General features: G+C 35.5%; 16 protein-coding genes. 8 read left to right on the top strand and 8 right to left on the bottom strand.

Features of this window, described 5'->3' with window-relative positions; translation table 11 throughout:
* Window positions 1–30: 30 nt before the first annotated feature.
* The 4 genes from MKS83_RS08470 to ppk1 all read right to left on the bottom strand — a co-directional run bounded on the left by MKS83_RS08470 (window position 31) and on the right by ppk1 (window position 4,192).
* Complete coding sequence (locus tag MKS83_RS08470) at window positions 31–183, bottom strand: hypothetical protein (RefSeq protein WP_157798763.1); 153 nt, start codon at window positions 181–183, stop codon at window positions 31–33.
* Complete coding sequence (locus MKS83_RS08465) at window positions 180–833, bottom strand: NAD-dependent epimerase/dehydratase family protein (RefSeq protein WP_240582795.1); 654 nt, start codon at window positions 831–833, stop codon at window positions 180–182. Before MKS83_RS08465 ends, MKS83_RS08470 begins: the two co-directional genes overlap by 4 nt.
* 311 nt (window positions 834–1,144) lie before the next feature.
* Window positions 1,145–2,026 (bottom strand): exopolyphosphatase, encoded by an 882-nt coding sequence (locus MKS83_RS08460; protein WP_240582794.1) that lies wholly within the window; start codon window positions 2,024–2,026, stop codon window positions 1,145–1,147.
* Window positions 2,027–2,119: 93 nt separating this feature from the next.
* On the bottom strand, window positions 2,120–4,192 hold the full coding sequence (gene ppk1, locus MKS83_RS08455; RefSeq protein ID WP_240582793.1) for a polyphosphate kinase 1: 2,073 nt from the start codon (window positions 4,190–4,192) through the stop codon (window positions 2,120–2,122).
* Between the two features lie 244 nt (window positions 4,193–4,436).
* Here ppk1 and dnaK point away from each other — a divergent pair, with 244 nt between their 5' ends.
* Window positions 4,437–6,329 (top strand): molecular chaperone DnaK, encoded by a 1,893-nt coding sequence (dnaK, locus tag MKS83_RS08450; protein ID WP_100376423.1) that lies wholly within the window; start codon window positions 4,437–4,439, stop codon window positions 6,327–6,329.
* Between the two features lie 133 nt (window positions 6,330–6,462).
* Here dnaK and MKS83_RS08445 read toward each other — a convergent pair whose 3' ends face one another.
* Window positions 6,463–8,148: an AraC family transcriptional regulator gene (locus tag MKS83_RS08445; RefSeq protein WP_240582792.1), complete on the bottom strand. Its 1,686-nt coding sequence runs from the start codon at window positions 8,146–8,148 to the stop codon at window positions 6,463–6,465.
* Window positions 8,149–8,389: 241 nt separating this feature from the next.
* Between MKS83_RS08445 and MKS83_RS08440 the strand changes: the two genes are divergently transcribed.
* The 5 genes from MKS83_RS08440 to MKS83_RS08420 all read left to right on the top strand — a co-directional run bounded on the left by MKS83_RS08440 (window position 8,390) and on the right by MKS83_RS08420 (window position 14,858).
* The gene (locus MKS83_RS08440) at window positions 8,390–8,620 is read left to right on the top strand and encodes a hypothetical protein (RefSeq protein ID WP_240582791.1); all 231 of its coding nucleotides are present in this window, start codon (window positions 8,390–8,392) and stop codon (window positions 8,618–8,620) included.
* Window positions 8,621–8,744: 124 nt separating this feature from the next.
* Entirely contained in the window at window positions 8,745–9,227 is a 483-nt protein-coding gene (locus tag MKS83_RS08435; RefSeq protein ID WP_240582790.1) for a GIN domain-containing protein, read from the top strand.
* Window positions 9,228–9,635: 408 nt separating this feature from the next.
* A complete protein-coding gene (locus tag MKS83_RS08430) occupies window positions 9,636–12,545 on the top strand; it encodes a SusC/RagA family TonB-linked outer membrane protein (RefSeq protein ID WP_240582789.1) in 2,910 nt (969 codons plus the stop codon).
* Between the two features lie 10 nt (window positions 12,546–12,555).
* Complete coding sequence (locus MKS83_RS08425; RefSeq protein WP_240582788.1) at window positions 12,556–14,073, top strand: RagB/SusD family nutrient uptake outer membrane protein; 1,518 nt, start codon at window positions 12,556–12,558, stop codon at window positions 14,071–14,073.
* A 269-nt stretch (window positions 14,074–14,342) separates the two neighbouring features.
* On the top strand, window positions 14,343–14,858 hold the full coding sequence (locus tag MKS83_RS08420; RefSeq protein WP_240582787.1) for a thioredoxin family protein: 516 nt from the start codon (window positions 14,343–14,345) through the stop codon (window positions 14,856–14,858).
* A gap of 50 nt (window positions 14,859–14,908) precedes the next feature.
* On the opposite strand, the gene MKS83_RS08415 is transcribed toward MKS83_RS08420, so the two are convergent.
* A complete protein-coding gene (locus tag MKS83_RS08415; protein ID WP_228424289.1) occupies window positions 14,909–15,262 on the bottom strand; it encodes a hypothetical protein in 354 nt (117 codons plus the stop codon).
* 456 nt (window positions 15,263–15,718) lie between these two features.
* Here MKS83_RS08415 and MKS83_RS08410 point away from each other — a divergent pair, with 456 nt between their 5' ends.
* Complete coding sequence (locus tag MKS83_RS08410; protein WP_240582786.1) at window positions 15,719–16,732, top strand: nucleoid-associated protein; 1,014 nt, start codon at window positions 15,719–15,721, stop codon at window positions 16,730–16,732.
* A 713-nt stretch (window positions 16,733–17,445) separates the two neighbouring features.
* Window positions 17,446–20,202: a T9SS type A sorting domain-containing protein gene (locus MKS83_RS08405; RefSeq protein ID WP_240582785.1), complete on the top strand. Its 2,757-nt coding sequence runs from the start codon at window positions 17,446–17,448 to the stop codon at window positions 20,200–20,202.
* 65 nt (window positions 20,203–20,267) lie between these two features.
* Here the strand turns inward: MKS83_RS08405 and MKS83_RS08400 are convergent, their stop codons facing one another.
* Window positions 20,268–21,017: a succinate dehydrogenase/fumarate reductase iron-sulfur subunit gene (locus MKS83_RS08400; RefSeq protein ID WP_240582784.1), complete on the bottom strand. Its 750-nt coding sequence runs from the start codon at window positions 21,015–21,017 to the stop codon at window positions 20,268–20,270.
* Window positions 21,018–21,049: 32 nt separating this feature from the next.
* On the bottom strand, window positions 21,050–22,966 hold the full coding sequence (locus MKS83_RS08395) for a fumarate reductase/succinate dehydrogenase flavoprotein subunit (protein WP_240582783.1): 1,917 nt from the start codon (window positions 22,964–22,966) through the stop codon (window positions 21,050–21,052).
* Window positions 22,967–22,977: the final 11 nt, after the last annotated feature.

The following is a 22,977-nucleotide window of genomic DNA, read 5'->3' as shown; positions in this document are numbered from 1 at the left end:
GTATGATATATTTATAGGTAAATAATTGTATTATTTAACCGTTTGTCCTGATGGAGTATGAGTTTTCGTTACAGGTTGTTTCCCTCCCAAAGGATGTTTCTGCATAAAGAAAAACCCTGAAATAGCCGTCAGAACCAGTAATACAAAGATAACCAGGAAAATTCTTTTTAACATATCTTTCATACTGCGAGATTTTTAATGTCTTTAATTTCTAATGTTGAAGTTGGGTATCCTTTCTGTACAGCATTGATCATTGCTCTTCCCACCTCGTGTAAAGTTAATGATTTTGATGGTAAAAAAATAGGGAACAGCCAAATAAACGGTTTAAAAAACCATTTTACATTTTCCTGACCTTCAACAGGTTTCATAAATCCGGGGCGTAAATTGTATGCCGCTTTTAATCCCAACTTCTTTAAGGCGTTCTCAGTTTTTCCTTTTACTCTTGCCCACATCATTTTTCCACTTTCCGTACTGTCGGTATGAGCGCCTGAAACATAATTGAAAACCATGTTCGGGTTTTGGTTTAAAACGGCTTTTGCAAAATGTAATGTTACGTCATAGGTTGTTTTAATATATTCTTCTTCACTCATTCCTATACTGCTGATTCCGGCACAGAAGAAAACAGCATCATAGCCTTTCAGATTTTCATCATTCATATCGATGGTTAAAAAGTCGGAAACAATGTATTCTTTAAGTTTTGCGTGTTTCTTTCCGGATGGTTTTCTGCTTACGCTTAATATCTCTGAGATATTGGGGTTTTCAAGACATTCCATTAAAACTCCTTCCCCTACCATTCCTGTTGCTCCTGTTAGAATTATTTTGAGTGTGTCCATTTCTGTTGTTTTTCTTAATGACGTTCCCTGAATAAGTTTTACTTTAAAAATTTTTAAATTAAATTTATAGTAATAAGTTCATTGGCAGAACAAAAGTGCTCCAAATAGATTTTTAATTTATATACACCATTAAGGTATTAAGAGAATTAAAATTTATTCATTAAATTATTAAAATAGGTTTGATATTGATCTTAATGAAGCTTAATTTCTTAATGTTTAATGATTTCTTATCTCAATTAAATTATGGTTTAAAAACAAAAAACCGATCATCTTTTTGATCGGTTTTATAATTTATGAATTAAAGAAATTGATTATTTAGCGTGTAACTTGCTGTAAATATTATGGATAAGTCCATCTGCAACAGATATTTTCGGGACAAAAATACGGTTGATGTCTGACCATGACATTACATTATTATAAATTTTCAAAGCGTGAACCAAAACATCGGCACGATCCTGTCTCAAATTGTATTGAGTCATTCTTTCATCTATGGTAAGCCCCGCAAATTCTTTATATGCTTTTTTCAGATAGGAAGCAGACATAGGTTTTCCGTCTTTGGTTTTGCTTAAAGAAAACACTTTATTGATGTTTCCTCCGGAACCAATAGCAACAATAGGTTTTTTACTTATAATATTGGCCTTTATCTCTTCTTTCATTTCCTTCCAGTTCGCTTCTGTCACCAGGTCATTGAGAAGACGTATAGTCCCGATATTGAACGATTTTTCATACATCATTTTGCCATTTTCATAGAAAGTAAGTTCAGTGGAACCTCCACCAACATCTACATACAGGTAGGCGAAATTTTTGTCGAGCCCTTCTGCGACATGGTTTTCATAAATTAGTGTTGCCTCTTCGTCCCCTGAAATAATTTCAATATTAATTCCTGAAGTTTCTTTTACTTCTTTAATAATCTCCTGGCCGTTTGCTGCATCTCGCATTGCACTTGTTGCACATGCTCTGTAATGCTGTACATTGTAAATTCTCATCAGATCGCTGAAGATTTTCATAGCATCAAGCACCATTTTTTCTCTTTCGGCACCGATTTTTCCCATAGTGAAAACATCCATACCTAGTCTCAAAGGGATTCTTAGAAGATTAAGCTTGATGAATTCAGGCTCTTTCTGCTGAGTTTTTACTTCGTTTATTAAAAGTCGGGCTGCATTACTTCCTATGTCTATCGCTGCGATGATCATTATTTGTACGTATTTCTATTAATTTCAGTTAATGAATTGAATTTACAAAAATATATTATTACTTATGTTGAAAACAAAGATTTTAGGAAACAATTACTTTTTCGTAGCCTTTGCTTTTAGGTATTTGTAGGTTTCTACCTGAGAACGGCATTCCTCTTTATTGTTCCGGATGTATTCGTTACCCAGTTTCTTATCCAGTATTCTTGCTTTTACATTATCACGAAGCTGAATATCAAGAATATCTTTCAATTCGGTTTTTAAATTTTTATCTGTGATTTTTGCGGCTGCTTCTATTCTGTAGTCAAGGTTTCTGGTCATCCAGTCTGCAGAAGAAATATACAGGTCTTCTGATCCTTTATTATAGAAATACATCACTCTTGCATGTTCCAGATACTCGTCTACAATACTTATCGCTTTTATTTTTTCTTTGAAATCTTTTTGATTGACGGCACAGTAAATTCCTCTCACGATCATTTTTATTACAACACCCGCTTTTGCAGCATCATAAAGCTTGGTAATAAGAATACGGTCGCTTACAGAATTGGCTTTAATGATCATTTCTGCCTTTCTTCCTGCTTTCGCTTCTTCAATCTCCTTATCAATATGATGGATGATTTTTTCACGCATAAACTGAGGACAGACCAAAAGGTTTTTGCAGGTTTTTAATACCGGAAGATAGTCTTCTTTCGGCTTTCTCAAAACATTGAAAACTTTATTAATATCTGCCATTATTCCTCTGTCTGCAGTCATAATAAGATGGTCTCCGTAAATTCGGGCCGTTTTTTCATTAAAATTACCCGTACTTATAAATCCATATTGGATTGTTTTATTATGAGCCCGTTTTTTAATGATACATAATTTAGCATGTACTTTTTTGTCAGGAATTCCAACTAAAACTGTTATTCCTTCAGGTTCCAGCATTTCCTTCCATTCCAGGTTAGATTCTTCATCGAATCTAGCCTGAAGTTCAAGCATCACGGTTACTTCTTTTCCGTTTCTTGCAGCATTAATCAATGCATTGATGATTTTTGAGCTGCTAGCCAAACGATAAGCGGTAATCTGAATAGATTTTACATCAGGATCCATTGCCGCTTCACGCAGAAGATCGATTACCGGGTTATATTTATGGTAAGGAAAGGTAAGCAGAACATCATGCTTTAAAATAACATCCGTTATTCTTTCTCCATGCTCAAAAGCAGGATGCATAAAAGAGGTTCTTTCTACAGGTCTTTCGTATTTTTCAAAAACATCCGGAAAATCCATAAAATGCTTGAAGTTATGAATCTTTCCTCCCGGAATGATACTGTCTTTCTTCGTTAGGTTCAGTTTTCGGATCAGCATTTCCAGAAGAGCTTTATCCATATCCTTATCAAAGACAAAACGGGTGGGTTTCCCTTTTCTTCTGTTTTTTAATCCTTTTTCTATTTTTTCGGCAAAATTGGTTCTAATGTCATTATCCAGATCAAGTTCTGCATCTTTGGTTACCTTAAAAGCATTGGCAGCAAACTCATCATACCCGAAATAGGAGAAAATGTGCGGTAAATTGAAAGTAATGACATCTTCTAACAGCATGACATCTTTTTCTTCAGGATCTTCCGTTGGGAGCAAAAGAAACCTTCCTACAAACCTTGACGGAATTTCAATGATTGCATAATTGCTGGAATATTGCCAGTCTTTTTTTCTCATCGCAACACCCAGATAAAGACTTTTATCTCTCATATAAGGCATTGGAGTATTTTCATGCAGAAGGATAGGAATGACATTGGATTCCACGACTTCATCAAAATAATTTCTTACAAATTCTTTCTGCTTGGCCGTTAAATTTTTTGCGGTTTTAATAAAAACTTTATGATCAGCCATTTCAACCTGAATTTTCTTCCAGGTTTTGTCAAAATTCTGCTGATGCTTTATAACAATGTCATTAATTTTCTGAAGGATTTTTGACGGAGGTTGGTAGAACGATTCTGCAATTACTTTCTCTTTAAAATCCATCGCGCGCTTTAGTCCCGCTACACGCACTCTGAAAAATTCATCTAAATTATTAGAAAAAATTCCTAAAAAACGGATTCTTAAATGTAAAGGCACATTTTCGTCCATAGCTTCCTGCAAAACTCTTTCGTTGAAAGCAAGCCATGTAATATCTCTCGGATTGAAGTGTAATGACATTCTCTGGTTTATATTTTATCAAAAATAATAATTCAGGAGATTATGATTCCTATATAATAGGTTAAACTTTGATTAATTTTTACAACTGTCAATGTCCAAAGTGTCTTGAATAGTGCAGTCTTTACAAGATGTATAGGTCTCTTTATATTGTATTGTGTCATTTTGTCATATCCTTTCGAATGGTACAGATATTGAGAAATTGAGAGTGTAAATTAATTTAAAAATTAGAAAAAATATAAATATTATGAGTAAAATAATTGGTATTGACTTAGGAACAACCAACTCTTGTGTTGCTGTAATGGAGGGTAAAGACCCTGTTGTAATTCCTAACGCAGAAGGTAAAAGAACGACGCCGTCTATTGTAGCATTTACAGAAGATGGCGAAAGAAAGGTGGGAGATCCTGCAAAAAGACAGGCGGTAACAAACCCTACAAAAACTGTTTATTCTATCAAAAGATTTATCGGAACACACTTTAAAGATGATGCTTCTGAGATCTCAAGAGTACCTTATAAAGTAGTATCAGGACCAAACGATACGGTAAAAGTAAAAATCGACGATAGAGAATACACTCCACAGGAAATTTCTGCAATGATCCTTCAGAAAATGAAGAAAACTGCTGAAGATTATCTTGGTCAGGAAGTAACAAGAGCGGTAATCACTGTTCCTGCATACTTCAACGATGCGCAAAGACAGGCTACTAAAGAGGCGGGTGAAATCGCTGGTCTTAAAGTAGAAAGAATTATCAACGAACCTACAGCTGCTGCGTTAGCTTACGGTCTTGATAAAAACCATAAAGATCAGAAAATCGCTGTGTATGACCTTGGTGGTGGTACTTTCGATATCTCTATCCTGGATTTGGGAGACGGTGTATTCGAAGTATTGTCTACAAACGGTGATACTCACTTAGGAGGTGATGATTTCGATGATGTGATCATCAACTGGATGGCTGATGAATTCAAAGCTGAAGAAGGTGTTGACTTAAAATCTGATGCCATTGCATTACAAAGATTGAAAGAAGCTGCTGAAAAAGCTAAAATTGAATTATCTTCTTCTCCACAGACTGAAATCAACCTTCCATATATTACAGCTACAGCTACGGGTCCAAAACACTTAGTGAAGACTTTAACTAAAGCTAAATTTGAGCAATTATCTGCAGATCTAGTAAGAAGATCTATGGAACCGGTTGCTAAAGCATTGAAAGATGCAGGTTTATCAACTTCTGATATCGACGAAGTAATCTTGGTAGGTGGTTCTACAAGAATCCCGATCATCCAGGAAGAAGTAGAAAAATTCTTCGGTAAAAAACCATCTAAAGGAGTTAACCCGGATGAGGTTGTAGCAATTGGTGCAGCTATTCAGGGAGGTGTATTAACAGGAGATGTAAAAGACGTATTACTTCTTGACGTTACACCACTTTCTTTAGGTATTGAAACAATGGGTTCTGTTTTCACTAAATTAATTGAAGCGAATACTACGATCCCAACTAAAAAATCTGAAGTATTCTCTACAGCTTCTGACAACCAGCCGGCTGTAAGCATCAGAGTAGGACAGGGTGAAAGACCAATGTTCAACGATAATAAAGAGATTGGTAGATTCGACCTTACAGATATTCCGCCAGCGCCAAGAGGTGTTCCTCAAATCGAAGTAACTTTCGATATTGATGCTAACGGTATCTTAAGTGTATCTGCTAAAGATAAAGGAACCGGTAAAGAGCAGTCCATCAAAATCCAGGCTTCTTCTGGTCTTTCTGAAGAAGAAATCGAAAGAATGAAAAAAGAAGCTCAGGAAAACTCTGCAGCAGATGCTAAGAGAAAAGAAGAAGTTGAGATTTTCAACAAAGCTGACGGATTGATCTTCCAGACTGAAAAACAATTGAAAGAGTTTGGTGAGAAATTATCTGCAGATAAAAAGGCAGCAATCGAAGCAGCTCACGGAGAATTGAAAACAGCTTTCGAAGCTAAAAATGCTGACGATGTAAAAGCTAAAACAGAAGCTTTAGATGCAGCTTGGATGGCAGCTTCAGAAGAATTGTATGCAGCAGGACAAGGTGCTCAAGGTGCAGATGCAGGAGCTCAGAATGCTGGAAATGCAGGAGGTGATGATGTACAGGATGCAGACTTCGAAGAAGTAAAATAATTACTGAATAAAAGTAATTTATCTATAAATTTAATAAGCGGCTATAAATATTATATTTATAGCCGCTTTATTTTTAAAGTTTGTGAGTTAAGGATATCAAATGAGAAGCAGAAGTTGCATAATATTAATTTATCTAAGATTCGGCTGAACCGGATATTTTCCCTTCCTCCAATTCTTTTCTTCTTTGCTTAATGAAATCTGTAGGACGAATATTATTGATTTCCAGAAAGAGATCTGAAAAGTTTTGACGGGAACTTATTCCGCACTCGTTTGCTAATCCTTGTATTTTTAAGCGCAGATACTGGGGATTCTCATACATTAATTTAGTAATATAATTAATGCGAAGAGTGGAAAGATATTTGCTGAAATTCATTCCTTTTACATCATTGATATATTGTGAAAGATAAGACTTGTTGGTACGGAAAGTAGTGGCAAGCTGGTCAATTGTTAACCCATTTTCCTTAAAATTTCCTGTAGCTTCGAACTCTTTTAATTTATTCTGTAAATCCATAAATATATCTTCACTCAATACAGACTTTCCATAATTGGTTATATTTTCGTAAGAAGGTAAAACGGGCTTTGTTTGCTGTTGAAGTTTTTTTTCCAATTCATGGTATTTCAGCTTTATTGATTGTGCATTATTGTAAAATCTCCAAGCCAGTATAGCTAACAAAATCAATATGGAAATAAGAAGTATGATTGTTCCAATACTCAGTTTATTACGGGCTTCCAATTTAGTTTTAGACTCTTCCAGGATTTGCTTGTCGTAATCTTTATGGATTTTTGCAGACAAATAATTGAAATCTTTGCTAAAAATGCTATCTGCTTTCAAAAGTTTTTTTGAGTACTCAAGTTCCTTTTCAACATTTTTTTTCTTCTGATAATATTTAATCAGAAAATGATAATTTTCAAGAAGTTCGGGGACGATAAATTTTCTTTTTTGAAAAATAGAATCCACTTTTTCAAATTGTTTTATTGCAAAATCTTCTTTTCCTAAGCTCAGATAATTTTTTCCAATATAAAAATCGGAGACGGATGACCAATAAAAATCCTCATTTTTATTTAATACGGGCAATGCTTGTAGTAAAAAACTGCTGGAGGCATTATAGTTTTTATGATTAAATTCAGAAATGCCTTTACATTTCAGAAAGTATGCTTTTTCTAAAGAAAAGTCTGTTGACTTGGAAGAAATATGTAATCCTATATTGATTATAGAATCTGCTTTCTTGTAATCCTGTGTATTTTTATAGCATACTGCAAGTTGATGTAAGCTGTTGAGATAGCCTTTTTTGGCATTATACAACGCATTAGGATGATAGTCTCCTTTTGTTTTTGCTTCAAAATAGGAAATACTCTCTTTAAAATGTTCAATGGCCTCATGATAATATCCTAAATAACTTTTTACCAGTCCCATCTGATAAATAATCTTATAAGTAAGGTAATCATCCTTACTGTCTTTAGAATATTGATAAGCTTTTAAATATTCTGCTAAAGCGGATTGATAATTTTTATAGTAAAAATAATACAGACTGCCTTTTAGAAGATAGACTGTAGATGTTAATTCTTTATTATCCGTTTTTTTTGCGATAGCTATGGCACTATCAGCATATTTTAATTTTGTTCCTTTATCCGGAGAGAAAAATGTAGCATCCCTATATCCCTGGATTTGTTCGACCAAATTGTTTTCCCGTTTTGCTTTCTGAAGGTAAAGATTGATACCTTTTAATGCAGTACTATCATTTTCATTTTTTGTATCATATCTACTTCGTAATTCTTCATAACTCTGCTGACTGTATATTTTTTCAAAAGAAAAAAACAAAAAAAGATAAAAAAAATAAAACGGAATCTTTTTAGAGAACATCTTGGTTCAAATATTATATGCTGCAAAACTAACTAATTTCCAGAAATGGTCCTAATTTCTTTATTAGGACGTCTTTATTTGTCAATTTTTGATTAAAGACTTGCTTTTTTAGGAAAAAACGTTTTACCCGAATAATTTAGCATCCGAATTCAAAGTAAATAAAATCCCGGCGCCGGAATAAACTTTCAAAAAAATAATTATGAAAAAGTTTATCTCTTGGGTATCAGCAACCATTGTTTTAGTTTCAATGGTTAGTTGTAGAGAAACAGAAGAATTATCAGCAACTTCTGATGAAATGCAAAATCATTCAATACATGCAAAAATCCAAAATGATTCTATTCAAATACAATCTAAGGATATAGAACCAACCGGAGCTTTTGATGGACCAGAAGGTGATCCACCACCAAAAAAGGACGAAATTAAATGGTAATATTCATCCTCATTTAAAATTTAGTACAGTATTAAAGTGAGTACAGGTTTTTCAGGATCTTAAATGAGCTTGGTGTAGTGTAATTTACTTTGACGAACTATATTAACTGTTATCTTATTCTCAGATGATAAAAAACGAATTAGATTTAAATGGCAATGACTTCAATGAGATTAAAATTGAAAATGTAGAAAATGTATTTCTTTCAAAAGGAAATAAAAATTCTATTGTTTTAGAAAGGAATTCAGAAAATAACAAGATTGACTTCAAAATACTTGACGGTATAGTATTTATTAAATCAATACATGCTGTTGAGGAAAATAAAAGGAATGATTATAATATTTATATCACTTTCAAAAATGAAAATATTTCAATAAATGCCTTAAATATAGGATCATTTCAAACTAAAGATAAAGCCAGTTTTAAAACAATTAAGCTTAAAATTACAAACTGCGGTCAGATAAATTTATCGGTTGAATCTCAATCTTTATTTTTTGATTTACAAAATGTATTTTCATTAAAAATAAGTGGTAATACTGATACTTTAACCTTACAAAAGAATAATATAATGTTGAGTAACTTGAGAAAATTTGTAGTTAAAAATGATTAACGAAATTTTACTAGTAAATGCTGCAACTATATTTTATTATTAGAAAAATGCTGTTTTCAGCTGAAAAATAGAATTAATAACCAAGAAGATTTCAAAAGTTGATTGATTTGTTGAGAATCAATCAAAACTTGGAATTTGACTTTATAGGTATCAAAAATACTTATATTGTATTATGAATAGTCTCCGCTGGAGGCTATTTTTTATTAAAAGAAATACTCAATTCACTTTTTTATTCAGACATTTCTCTAGTAAGAGAAATTCACAGGTTACTACAGGATAGCAGAAATTCATGAGAAGTATACTTTTATGAAATTAAAACATGAGAAATATCATGTCTTTTTCAGATTAAGTTTTCTTAATGTTTTGATTTCACGGATAAATCAATAATTAATAATCACGAATCATAGAATGAAGAAATCCATAGTTACTTTAGGTATTTTACTAAGTACCACTGCTTTTATCTTCGGACAGGAAAAACAAACTACCGGCACCGCTAAGGATAGTGCAAAAACGAATAAAACTAAAGATATCGAGGAAGTTGTTGTTATTGCTTATGGTACGCAGAAAAAGGGTGAAGTCACAGGTTCTGTAGGTAGAGTAAATGCTGAAACCTTCAAGGACCGTCCTATTGCAAGAGTAGATCAGGCATTAACGGGGCAGATTGCCGGGGTTAAAACCCGGTCTACTACGGGAAAACCAGGAGAACCTTTAGAAATAAGAGTTCGAGGTTCCGCTTCAATCTCGGCAAGTAATTCTCCTCTTTATGTAGTTGACGGGATGGTTGTCGACGATATGGCCAATGTTTCTCCCGATGATGTGCAATCGATTGAAGTTTTGAAAGATGCCGCCTCTACTGCCATGTATGGATCTAGAGGATCCAATGGAATTGTGATTGTAACCACCAAAAAAGGGGCATCCGGAAAGCCTGCCTTCAGCTTTTCACAGTATTATGGAATTCAGACTATCGAAAAAAAGCTGGATATCATGACAAGTTCGGAATGGATTGATTATGCGACAGAAGCAATTAATAAAAAATGGGAAGCGCTCGCTCCGGGTAATTCTGCATCTGATAGCTATGCAGTGAGGGCGAACTATTTTAATCTCGCCAATACAACAGATTATAATTTAGCGAATATCAATTACATGATTGATCCTAGATGGGGAACCAATCAAGTGGCTAATATTGACTGGCAGGATGTATTTTATCGGCCAGCATCCGTTCAAAGTTATCAGTTGTCGGCAAGGGGAGGGAATAAAAATGTGAAGTATCTCATTTCGGGTGCCTATTTTGATCAGGAAGGTTTGGCAATTAATACAGGCTTTAAAAGGTTCAATTTAAGCGCTGTTATTGATCTTAATATTTCGGATAAATGGAAGGCGGGAATTTCATTTCGTCCGAGTTATTCAAAAAGTTATGGAGCAACCGTTGACGGAAAAGATAATTTAGCTCACAAAATGCTTTCCATGGTTCCTGTAGCGGAATTGGGTGCAGGTTTATACACCAATTTCTGGAAAAATACAAGATACAGATGGGCTGGTTCTACTCAAAGCCCGATTGGAGTGATGGAAAATACAACCAATAATACCAATGAGTTCCGCTTATTATCAAGTTTATATGTTTCCTACGATATTTTACCGGATTTAAATATTAAAATTTCAGGAGGAGCTACCAATAACTTTAATCTGAATAACGGTTACACGCCAACTTTTGATTTAATCACCAATACTCCGGGACAGGTGAGTATTGCGAGTCGTAGAACGGTAAATTACAACAGATATTTGGGAGAAGCCTTATTAAATTATAAAAAGACTTTTGGAGACCACAGTATTGCAGCTATTGCAGGGTACAGCGCCGAAAATTACAGGACTACGACCCAGTACAACCGGAACAAAGGTTTCCCGAATGACGATTTAAAAACCTTCAATTTTACACAATCCGCATCTGTACTTAATTCGGAATATACGGCGTCAGAATGGATGCTGATTTCAATGTTCGGACGTGTAAACTATGATTATAAAAAGAAATATATGTTGTTGGCAAGTATTCGTAGAGATGGTTCTTCCAGATTCGGATGGGATAACCTTTGGGGAATATTTCCGGCATTTGGGGCAGGGTGGAAAGTAGATAAGGAAGATTTCTTAAAAGATGTAAGTTGGCTTAATAATCTTAAGTTAAGATACAGTTGGGGAGAGAACGGAAATAATTCCATTGGAGATTACAGGGCTTTCGGAACATTAGGAGGCGGAAATTATTCATTCGGAGGAAATTTGTCTAATGGCTTAATTCCCAACACCATTGAAAACCGCAATTTAACCTGGGAAAAAACGCAATCCTCTGACTTTGGTCTTGAATTAGGTTTATTTAACAGAATTGATTTTACGGCAGATTATTATATCAAAAAAACTAAAGATCTGCTTTTGGAACAGCCTGTAGCAGCTGTAACCGGTTATACTACCATGTGGAGTAATGTAGGTTCAGTTCAAAATAAAGGATTGGAATTAGAATTAAATACAAAAAACTTAATCGGGGAATTCAGATGGAATACTTCTGTCAATATTGCTTTCAATAAGAATAAAGTTTTACAGTTAGGCAGCGATAACACGCCTATTTATACAGGTTTCAGCAATAGTACAAATATCATACAGGTCGGTCAGGAGCTGAATGCATTCTATCTTTATGAAGCGATAGGAGTACTTTCTACAGCAGACATCAATAACCCGAATGTTGCTAAAACAAGTGGTGCGATTGCCGGGGACGTTAAATACAAAGACTTCAATGGAGACGGGGTGATCAACGAAGATGACCGTCATATTATCGGAGGACCGACTCCTGATTATTATTGGGGCTTTACCAATACTTTTTCGTATAAAAACTTTGACCTTTCCGTATTCTTTCAGGGACAAAAAGGTGGTTATAGCTATGCTTTGCTAGGTCGTGCAATCGATCGCACGGGAATGGGTACAACGACAAACGTAATGGGAAACTGGACGAACCGCTGGCGTTCCGATGCTGATCCGGGAGATGGGAAAACTCCCAGATTAGATGGAACTACGGGAAGTTTATTAGATACAAGATGGCTTTATGATGCCACTTATATCCAGCTTAAGAATGTAACATTAGGATATAATTTTCCAAAAGATCTGGTGAACAGGCTCAAAATTTCTAGTCTGAGAGTTTATGTCAGCCTGGAAAATGTTTGGAGAAAAGATCATTATTATGGCGGTTACAACCCTGAATCCGTACAGTCGGACGGAACTGATTACGGAGCATATCCCAATGCAAAAGTCTATATGATGGGCTTAAACTTTAACTTCTAAAAATTTGAAAATGAAATTAACTTACAATAAAAAAATAAGAACCTTTGGAAAAACATTAGTCTTGGGAGCATTTCTATTGGGAATGATGGGCTGTGAAAAAGATCTGATGTTGGAACCCGAGAATAATATTACCCAAACCTCTTTTTACACTACGGAGCTTCAGATCCAACAAGCACTGTCAGGAGTGTATTCTGCAATGATTAATTCCTCGTCCAGAGGAGGATTCGATGTTAACTTTTATTTACTGGCATCGGAAGTTCGTTCGAATAATTTTAACGCAATTTCACAAAACGGGAACAGGGACTATTATGCCATCAACCGTTTTCAGGATACTTCTTCAACAGAGGAAGTGGAAATTCTTTGGGAAGATGCTTATCAGCTTATTTCTTACGCAAATAATATTTTAGCAAGAATTGATGCAGTTCCCTTTGCGGATCCTGCCACAAAAGAACAATATCGCTCTGAAACCCGTTTTTTAAGAGCATATGCTTATTTTGAGCTTATGCGTAATTTCGGAAAAGTTCCGTTGGTAGATCATCCGGTAAGTCCGTCGGAGGCGGCTTCTATCCCAAGAACGGATCTAAGTACTCTTTATAGCTTTATCACTTCAGAAATTGAAGCCTCCATAGGTGGTTTAAAAAACACGTATGATTCAAAAAATAAAGGCAGGATCACCAAATCGGCGGCTCATGCGATGTTGGGCAGAATGTATCTTACAGGATACGGTTATCCTCTTAATAACAGTTCTTATCTGGCAAAAGCAAAGGAGCATTTATCCGCTGTAATTCAGGGGGAAGGACAGTATGTAACTTTTGCACCCAATTATGCGGACTTGTTTAAAAGCACTAATGATAATAAATACCATATTTTTGAAATTCAGCATATCAGTGGTGGCCTTTCACAGGGATCCTATTTGCCGAGTTATGTTTCACCGACATTTGGGACTGCCGATCCTTTATATAATGCACAAGGAAGTTTATACAGTTCCAGTGAATTGGGAGTTTCTCAATCTTTACTTAATGCTTATGAAGCCGGAGATGTGAGAAAAGCAGTAACGGTTAAAACTCAGTTTATCGCACAAAACGGACAGGTGGATTATGCCAATTATTTTGTGAAATTCCGTGAAGGAGGTCTTGTTATCACCAACCGTTACGACTGGCCTATTAATTTCCCGATTATCCGTTATGCAGATGTTCTTTTAATGTATGCAGAAGTTTTAAATTATGAAGGGAATACCAGTGGAGCAGTTCCTTATTTAAACAGAATTCGCCAGAGAGCCGGTCTTCCAGCACTTCCTACTTCGATGTCAAGTTCGGATTTTACGACCGCACTCCGCAAAGAAAGAAGGGTTGAGTTTGCAGGAGAAGGAGTGTACTGGCATGATCTGGTACGATGGAATATTGCAGTGAGTGTTATCAATCAGGCCGCAGCAGATCTTAATTATAATTATACCATTACAACCAATGATTATCTGTATCAGATCCCTTTATCCCAAATTCAGGTGGCAGGATATGAACAGAATCCTTAAAAATATCCTTTATCTAGTTTTTGTTGAATTCCCCGAGCGAGAGCGAGGGGAATTTTATTTTGAATAATTATTACAATTTTACATTAATCTTGCTATCGTAATTATTATGACTATGTCATTCTGAATGTAGCGAAGTGAAATGAAGAATTTAAGCTATCATGAGATTCTTGCTGCGTCAAAATGACAATGGTGTAAAATTATATATAGTTGCTTTATTTTGAGAATAAAAATCTTACATTCGTATCACTTTAAATCAAAAACAAAATTATATGAAGTTTTCTAGAATACTTATAATACTGGGGTTATTCCTTTTTCAATTAAATTTCGCACAGGAAAAAGCTGATGTCATATTAAATAAGGCAATTAGTGAAGCAAAATCAAAGAATAAAAACGTACTTCTGGTGTTCCATGCCTCATGGTGCAAGTGGTGTCATGTGATGGAAAAGAATATGAACCTTCCGGAAACCAAACCTATTTTTGAAAAAAAATTCGTTACAGCCTATGTAGATGTGCAGGAAATGGGAGAAAAGAAAAAACTTGAAAATCCCGGAGGTCAGGAACTGATGAATAAATACAACGGGGAAAATGCGGGGCTTCCATTCTGGCTGGTTTTGAACCCTAAAGGGGAAGTTCTTACCGATTCTTTTGATCAGAAAGGAGATAATCTGGGCTGCCCATCCACAGCAGAAGAGGTGGCCACATTTACTGCAAAACTGGAGAAATCTTCAAAAATGAATAAAAGCGAACTCCAAACTATAGAAACGGCTTTTACCAAAAAGAATTAATAAGATTTTCGGCGGCACCTTTGGTGCCGCCGAAAATCTTATATTAACTATTATTTACCAAAAAATATCTTATCCTGTTTTCTCTGTTCATTGTAGATGATCTGAAAGCTCACGGGCATATTCTGATAAAGAAGTTTCCAGTGCTGGATTTTCCCGTGCTTTTTAAAGCTTTCAAACGATCTTACAAAAATATTTTCTATGATGCTTTTTACATAAGAATCACCGTTTTTATAAATCATATCCATAAGCTTGATGTGATGGGCAATGATGTTGACCTTAGATTCCTGTAAAAGCCTTTTTAAATAATTAATCGTTGCCTGAATGACCCCGGCAAAATTATCCTGTAAAGATAATTGCGTGATTTCGTTTCGAAGAGGGGGATAGAAAAATTTTAAATACTCCATAGCTGTTTTTTGATTAATAGCTTGCATGTTCACGTTCACCATAATTTATATTTTTCAAGTATCAGTATTGCAGCGAAAAGCATACCAAGATAAAGACAGAATAAATAATTAACTATTTTTTATAATCACGATAATACTTGGAATGAAAAAGATCTCAATCTCCCTGTCTATAACAGTTTCTAAGTTTTTTGATTATTGTTCGCGCTCTATAAATTGTTGATTTAATTCGGCTTTAAGCTTTCTTGTTTCCTTGTTTTTGTAATATAACCGGTTAAAAATGTGATGAAAGCAAATATGGCAGAAGTGTAAAATTGTTCCAAAAAAAATCTGACAGAAAATCACTTATAAATTATGATATTAATTTTTTTAAGATATCTGAATGATAAGGTTTCCAAAAATGAAAAACTGTGGAGTATCTGAGATAATTAATATCTTTGCAATCCATAAAAATCGAAAATGTTTTCAAAAATCGTAGTACACAGAGTCGGAAATAAAATCAATGGAGAATCTTTAATGCTTTCTCAGGAAGAGCTGCAGCTGGATGAAGGAATGTCAGAATTGCTGGAGAATTACTTTTTGGGTTCGTTCAAATCTGAAGAGACTTTCCATTTCTATAGTGATTCCTATTTGGTAAACAATCCTGTTTATAGTGCGGTATCTGAAATTTTTGATGATAAAGCGAAATTTCTTTGGGAATCTGAAAACATCGCAAAGCACCTTTTTGAAGCCGCGGAAAACCCAAGAGTTCAAGGAGGAGAACTATTTGTGGCTTATTTTGAAGATGAAAGAGAAAATGGTGAAAAAGTAGACAAAATCGGTATTTTTAAAACCGAAAAAAGAGAATCTTTTCTGAAAATATCACCTCAGGAAGAAGGCTTTGAAATTGAAAAAGATATGGGAATCGGTTTATCGAAAATTGATAAAGCAGCTCTCATTTACAATAATGATAAGGAAACCGGATATGTACTTTCTGTAGTTGATAACAACAAAAACGGGGATATGTACTATTGGTTCGAAGATTTTTTAAAAGTAAAGCAGCGTGACGATGAATATTTTCATACACAGGAAGCTTTAATGGTATACAAAGACTATATCACAAAACAATTACCCCAGGAATTTGAAGTTTCCAAAGCAGATCAGGCCGACTTTTTAAATAAATCGATTAACTTTTTTAAAGAAAAAGAAGAATTCAAACTGGATGAATTTGCCAATGAAGTATTGGGAGATGAGCATGTAATTGAAAGTTTTAATAATTTTAAAACTGATTATGAGCAGGATATGCAGATTAATATTGCGGAAGAATTCCCCATCAGTGAAGCTGCGGTGAAAAAAACACAAAGACATTTCAAAAGTATCATTAAACTGGATAAAAACTTCCATATTTATATTCATGGAGATCGCCAGAAGATCGCTACAGGTGAAGATGAAAAAGGAAAATATTATATGTTATATTTTGATAAGGAAGTCTAAATTTTTTTAAGCATAAATAATCATTTTTTAGTGATAAGAGCACCAATAACTTTAAACGAAAAAATTAGAGTTATTGGTGCTTTTTACATTTTATAAGTATTGGTTTTTCCATGTTTTTTAATAATAACTCTAATTTTTTTTATTTGAGTTATTTTGTTTTTAATTTTAATAAATCCTTTATTGGTGGTATTTTTATGGATATTTTTTATTTTAAAAGTAAAAAATGTTATTTTTTTAAACTCTTGTATGTTTTTTTGTCATACATTTGTCTAAACTAAACAACTAAAGCCAATGAAAAATCAATTCTTTAACCACTTTTTATTGGAATAAATCTTTTTAGATTTCGTAAGATTCAACTATAATTTTACCTGACTCTTATTTGATGATTCAATGAACATGATTCGTTGCCTTGTTGATTCAATGAGAAGTTGAAATTATAGTAACCACTGTAGAAGATTTACTTTTCTATACTCTGTTTCGTTGTGAATTTTTATATGATTAAGACAATGAAAACTTACTATTTAAGCAGGCATTTTTAATGACTTTTTCAGAGATTTTATAAAATGTGACTATAATGTCATGCGACTTTTCATTAGCTAAATCAATAACATACGAATGTTCATTGATTTGGTAAAACCGTTATGGAATTACAGATAATTTCTGTAAAAAATTCCTTCTACTATTTATTCGGTTCGAATTTAAATCTTAATTCAATGAAAACAATTAAACTCATTCAACATACATGTAAAATTCTTATTTTCATGGTATTGCTCACATATATTGCCAACCCTGTTTCTGCACAAAACTGTCAGGGAAAAACATTAACCATTGGGGGTTGGGGGGCATCAAATACTTCCAATCCTAATGTGAGCTATCTTTATACCAACTTTAATAGTGCGTTTCCTAACGGACTTGTAGTTGGTTGTTCGGTTGGAAACACTCTTTCCTTGACCTCTCCACAGGCTGTTACAGATTTCCTTCCTTCAGGAGGATCAGCTTCTCCTTTAAATAATACCTATGTGAATCCCGGATCAGGATATAACAATGTATTGGCCGGTCAATTGGCTGCGGTAATGCTTGCGGTAGGTTTTGATAATTATGACGAAGGATTTTCTTCTGCAGCTGCCAATTTAGGCGATTTTGTTTTTACTTCAGGAACTTTTCAGGGAATGACAGTTTCTCAGTTCTTAGTTTTGGCTAATAACTTTATGGGAGGATGCGGAACATCTCAATATACAGCATCACAGTTTAATGAAACAGCAACTGCTATTAATCAGAATTTTGACGAAGGAAATGTCGATCTGGGATATCTGTCTTGCTGTTCTTTAAAAATTCATGTTTCCTATGATCCGATCAAATGTCATGGTGGAACAACTACAGTACATGTAACAGCAACAGGAGGAGGTTCAAATGTACAGGGAGTTGGCGATTTTGTTGTAGGTGCGGGAACTTATACTTATACAATCACTGAAGGAAACTGTACGGATACTGCTTCAATTGTTATAGGAGAGCCTTCTCTGTTAACAGTAAACATTGGAAATACTCCGATTTTATGTCATGGAGGCATGTCTACATTAACGGCAAATGTAAGCGGAGGTACCGGAAGCTATACGTATTTATGGTCTAATGGAGCAACTACTCAAAGCATACAGGCAGGTACAGGTGTTTATTCAGTAGATGTAACTGATGCAAATTTATGTAATTCTTCAGCGTCTATTACAGTTTCCGAACCGGAACAACTGACTGTTAATATTGGAAGTACCCCGATTTTATGTCATGGCGGTATGTCTACATTAACGGCAAATGCAAGTGGAGGAACCGGTAGTTACAGCTATTTATGGTCTAATGGAGCGACTACTCAAAGCATACAGGCTGTAGCGGGTGCCTATTCTGTAAGTGTTACTGACATAAATTCCTGCAGCTCTTCAGCATCTGTTACAGTTTCTGAACCGGAACAATTGGCTGTTAATATTGACAGTACTCCGATTTTATGTCATGGAGGCATGTCTACATTAACGGCAAATGCAAGTGGAGGAACCGGAACTTATACTTATTTATGGTCTAATGGAGCAACTACTCAAAGTATTCAGGCTTCTGCAGGTACTTATTCAGTTAGCGTGACTGATGCAAACTCATGTAGCTCTTCTGTTTCCGTCACAGTTTCTGAACCTGAACAGTTGGCTGTTAATATTGGCAGCACTCCGATTTTATGTCATGGAGGTATGTCTACATTAACTGCTAATGCAAGCGGAGGAACAGGTAGTTACAGTTATTTATGGTCTAATGGGGAAACTACTCAAAGTATTCAGGTTTCTGCCGGTACTTATTCCGTAAGTGTTACAGATCAGAATTCATGTTCAGCCAATGCATCAATAACTATTACCCAACCGGAATCTTTAGGATTAATTATTAATAAAGGAGATGTTACCTGTGTAGGTGGAACTGCCGCAGTAAGTGCTAATGTAACGGGAGGTACTCCTGCTTATTCCTATTTATGGTCTAACGGTGCTATGACTCAAACAGTAAACTTACCGGTAGGTAATTTCTCTGTGACAGTAACCGATGCTAATGGTTGTACAATTTCTCAATCATTTGAAGTGAAAATGCTTACTTGTAATGGCTTTACCACCGTTACACAAGGAGGATGGGGTGCAAAAGCATCCGGAAACAATTGGGGTACATATCGCGACTTAAACTTTGCGTCAGCATTCCCTTCCGGTTTAACAATTGGTGCGGGAAGCAGATTCCTTAAACTTACCACTGCAAAAGCTGTAGACGACTTCTTACCAAGCGGAACTACAGCCAGAGCATTAAATGCAGGAACACTTGTAAATCCAGGAAGCGGTTACAAAAATGTGTTGGCAGGACAGGTTGTTGCATTAACCCTTACTCTTAGATTTGATCAGGTAAACCCTTCATTCTCACCTTCATCAACATGGTTAGGCGATCTTATTGTAATTTCTGGAACATTTACAGGCTGGACTGTTAGTCAGGTATTAGCAGAAGCTAATAATGTTTTGGGCGGAGTAGCATCAAGTTATTCTCCGGATCAGATGAATTCAATAGTTGATGCAATTAACAACAATTATGATAATGGAACCGTAAATTTAGGAATATTAGGCTGTCCTTGTACCTCTTCTCCTACAAGCTCATTGGCAAGAAATTCTGCAGAAGGCGGAGCCTCATTGGATAAACCTAATGTTGTTACAAATGAAGATTCCAAAGTATATCCTAATCCGACAAGGGGGGATATTAACCTGAGTTTTGAAAATGCAGAAGGCGGAAATGTGAGCGCTTATCTGTTTAATTCCGGCGGTAGAATGGTTGCTGATTTAAGCAAAAATGTTTCAAGAAATGGAAGCAGGGTAATGATTAGCTATCAAAACTATAGTTTACTGGAAGGAATTTATATTTTAACCGTAAAAGCTTCTAAGTTTGAAAAATCATATAAGATTATAATAAGAAAATAATTCTTATTATTCTACAATTCAGTTTTATGGAACCCTCTGGAATACAGAGGGTTTTTCTTGGGAGTTTATTTTTTATTGAAAAACAAGGCTCTGCTATATTCATAATTCATTCTTGCAATATTCAGCACGGAAATTCCCTGTGGACATTCTACTTCGCAGGCTTCAGTATTGGAACAGTGGCCGAAATGTTCAGAGTCCATTTGTTTTACCATATTGAGAACACGCTCGCTTCGTTCTTCTTTGCCTTGTGGCAAAAGTACCATATGGGTAATTTTTGCTGAGGTAAATAAAGCAGCGCTTCCATTTTTACATGTTGCAACACATGCTCCGCAACCAATGCATGCTGCTGAATCAAAGGCTTCTTCAGCGGTTTGATGAGTAACCGCAATTGCTGTAGCATCGGGAGCTTGTCCGGTATTTATTGAAACAAAACCGCCTGAAGAAATAATCCTGTCAAAAGCAGAACGGTCAACTTTTAAATCTTTTTTTACAGGAAAAGCTGCTGCCCGGAAAGGTTCAATTACAATAGTTTCTCCATCCTGAAAAGAACGCAAATGAAGCTGGCATGTTGTGGTGTGTTCCAAAGGTCCATGAGCCAATCCGTTAATCATCATTCCGCATTGTCCGCAGATTCCTTCACGACAGTCGTGATCAAATTCTACGGGTTCTTCACCTTCAATGATGAGTTTTTCATTCAGCGTATCCAGCATTTCAAGGAAAGACATATGAGGATTTAAACCTGTCAAATCATAATTTACCAGTTTTCCTTTGCTTTGATGGTCTTCCTGTCTCCATATTTTCAGATGTAAATCCATAATCTTGCGTTTTTAGGTTAATAGATAAAAATTTATTTATAGCTTCTTACGGTTGGCTGTATTTCTTCAAAAATCAAAGGTTCTTTGATGAGCTCGGGTTCATTATTTTCACCCGTCCAGTTCCATGCAGAAATAAATTGAAACTCTGCATCATTTCTCAAAGCTTCTCCATCCTGTGTTTGATATTCTTCACGGAAGTGGGCTCCACAGGATTCATTACGGGTTAAAGCATCATAACACATCAATTCACCAATTTCAAAATAATCCGCAACGCGGCCTGCTTTTTCTAGTTCGGTATTCATTGAATTTCCCTTCCCTGAAACTTTTACATCTTTATAAAATTCCTGCTTCAGTTTTCGGATCTCTTCAATAGCAAACTTTAATCCTTGCTCATTTCGGGCTAATCCACAATAATCATAAAGTAGTTTTCCGAGTGTTTTGTGAAAATAATCAACTGTTTTTGTTCCGTTAATATTGATAAAACTTTCGATTTGCTGTTTCACATGATTTTCCGTTTTTTCAAATTCAATATCATCCGTAGAAATTTTTCCGGTGTGGATTTCATTGGACAAATAATTGGCAATGGTATAAGGTGCAATAAAATATCCGTCAACAGACGCCTGAAGCAGAGAATTTGCACCCAGTCGGTTAGCTCCGTGGTCTGCGAAATTAGCTTCTCCTAAAGCAAACAACCCGGGAATGGTGGTCATTAATTCATAATCAACCCAGAGTCCACCCATCGAAAAGTGTGCGGAAGGCGAAATCATCATGGGTTCTTTATAGGCATCATATCCGGTGATTTTAAGATACATATCAAATAAATTACCATATTTTTCCTTAATCTTTTCTTTTCCCTGTTCTTTAATAGCCTTAGAAAAATCAAGATATACCGCATTTTTTAAAGGGCCGATTCCGAAGCCTGCATCTATTCTTTCTTTGGCAGCTCTTGACGAAATATCTCTGGGCGCCAAATTTCCAAAAGCAGGATATCGTCTTTCCAGATAATAATCTCTTTCGTCTTCAGGAATATCATTAGGATTTCGGGTTTCATTTTCTTTTAACGGAACCCAGATTCTGCCGTCATTCCGTAAAGATTCCGACATTAAGGTTAGTTTTGACTGATAATCTCCGGATTGTGGCAGGGAAGTAGGATGCACCTGGATCCAGCTGGGAGAAGCCATTAAGGCTCCTTTTTTATGAGCTCTCCAGATGGCGGAACCGTTACATCCCATCGCTAATGTTGATAAATAATAAATTTTTCCGTAGCCACCCGTTGCCAAAACAACAGCGTGTGCAGAATGTCTTTCAATTTCCCCTGTATCTAAATTTCTGACAATAATTCCCCTTGCTTTTCCGTCTATTGTAACTAAATCCAGCATTTCATGTCTTGAGAACAGTTGAATACTTTTTTTACCTACTTGCCGCATCAACGCCTGATAGGCTCCCAAAAGCAATTGCTGTCCGGTTTGCCCTCTCGCATAGAAAGTCCGGCTTACCTGGACCCCTCCGAAAGAACGGTTATTCAGATAGCCTCCGTATTCTCTGCCAAAAGGAACGCCTTGTGCAACTGCCTGGTCGATGAGGTTTAAGGAACATTCAGCCATTCGGTATACATTGGCTTCACGGGCTCTGAAATCTCCGCCTTTTAAGGTGTCTGCAAACATTCGATACACACTGTCGCCGTCATTTTTATAATTTTTGGCAGCATTTACACCACCTTGAGCGGCTACAGAATGTGCTCTTCTCGGACTGTCCTGAAAGCAGAAGGATTTTACATTATATCCCATTTCGCCCAATGATGCAGCAATTGAACTTCCGGCTAATCCGGTGCCGACAACAATTACATCAAGTTTTTTTCGGTTGGCTGGATTAACGAGTTTGGCCGTTTTTTTATAATTGTCCCATTTTTTTTCTAAAGGACCTTCCGGTATTTTTGAATTTAAAATCATGATTTTTCAAT

Origin of the sequence: Chryseobacterium sp. Y16C (assembly GCF_022488405.1) — a bacterium.
In the GTDB taxonomy this organism is placed as follows: Bacteria; Bacteroidota; Bacteroidia; order Flavobacteriales; family Weeksellaceae; genus Chryseobacterium; species Chryseobacterium geocarposphaerae.
The sequence above is the reverse complement of the archived record's forward strand: the minus strand, read 5'-3'. Positions and strand labels throughout refer to the sequence as shown.

Coding starts and splice junctions, on each gene's coding strand:
- MKS83_RS08440 (WP_240582791.1), top strand. CDS start 8,390: ATGAAAAAGTTTATCTCTTGGGTATCAGCAACCATTGTTTTAGTTTCA.
- MKS83_RS08410 (WP_240582786.1), top strand. CDS start 15,719: ATGTTTTCAAAAATCGTAGTACACAGAGTCGGAAATAAAATCAATGGA.
- MKS83_RS08465 (WP_240582795.1), bottom strand. CDS start 833: ATGGACACACTCAAAATAATTCTAACAGGAGCAACAGGAATGGTAGGG.
- MKS83_RS08405 (WP_240582785.1), top strand. CDS start 17,446: ATGAAAACAATTAAACTCATTCAACATACATGTAAAATTCTTATTTTC.
- dnaK (WP_100376423.1), top strand. CDS start 4,437: ATGAGTAAAATAATTGGTATTGACTTAGGAACAACCAACTCTTGTGTT.
- MKS83_RS08420 (WP_240582787.1), top strand. CDS start 14,343: ATGAAGTTTTCTAGAATACTTATAATACTGGGGTTATTCCTTTTTCAA.
- MKS83_RS08430 (WP_240582789.1), top strand. CDS start 9,636: ATGAAGAAATCCATAGTTACTTTAGGTATTTTACTAAGTACCACTGCT.
- MKS83_RS08400 (WP_240582784.1), bottom strand. CDS start 21,017: ATGGATTTACATCTGAAAATATGGAGACAGGAAGACCATCAAAGCAAA.
- MKS83_RS08470 (WP_157798763.1), bottom strand. CDS start 183: ATGAAAGATATGTTAAAAAGAATTTTCCTGGTTATCTTTGTATTACTG.
- MKS83_RS08425 (WP_240582788.1), top strand. CDS start 12,556: ATGAAATTAACTTACAATAAAAAAATAAGAACCTTTGGAAAAACATTA.
- MKS83_RS08395 (WP_240582783.1), bottom strand. CDS start 22,966: ATGATTTTAAATTCAAAAATACCGGAAGGTCCTTTAGAAAAAAAATGG.
- ppk1 (WP_240582793.1), bottom strand. CDS start 4,192: ATGTCATTACACTTCAATCCGAGAGATATTACATGGCTTGCTTTCAAC.
- MKS83_RS08460 (WP_240582794.1), bottom strand. CDS start 2,026: ATGATCATCGCAGCGATAGACATAGGAAGTAATGCAGCCCGACTTTTA.
- MKS83_RS08435 (WP_240582790.1), top strand. CDS start 8,745: ATGATAAAAAACGAATTAGATTTAAATGGCAATGACTTCAATGAGATT.
- MKS83_RS08415 (WP_228424289.1), bottom strand. CDS start 15,262: ATGGAGTATTTAAAATTTTTCTATCCCCCTCTTCGAAACGAAATCACG.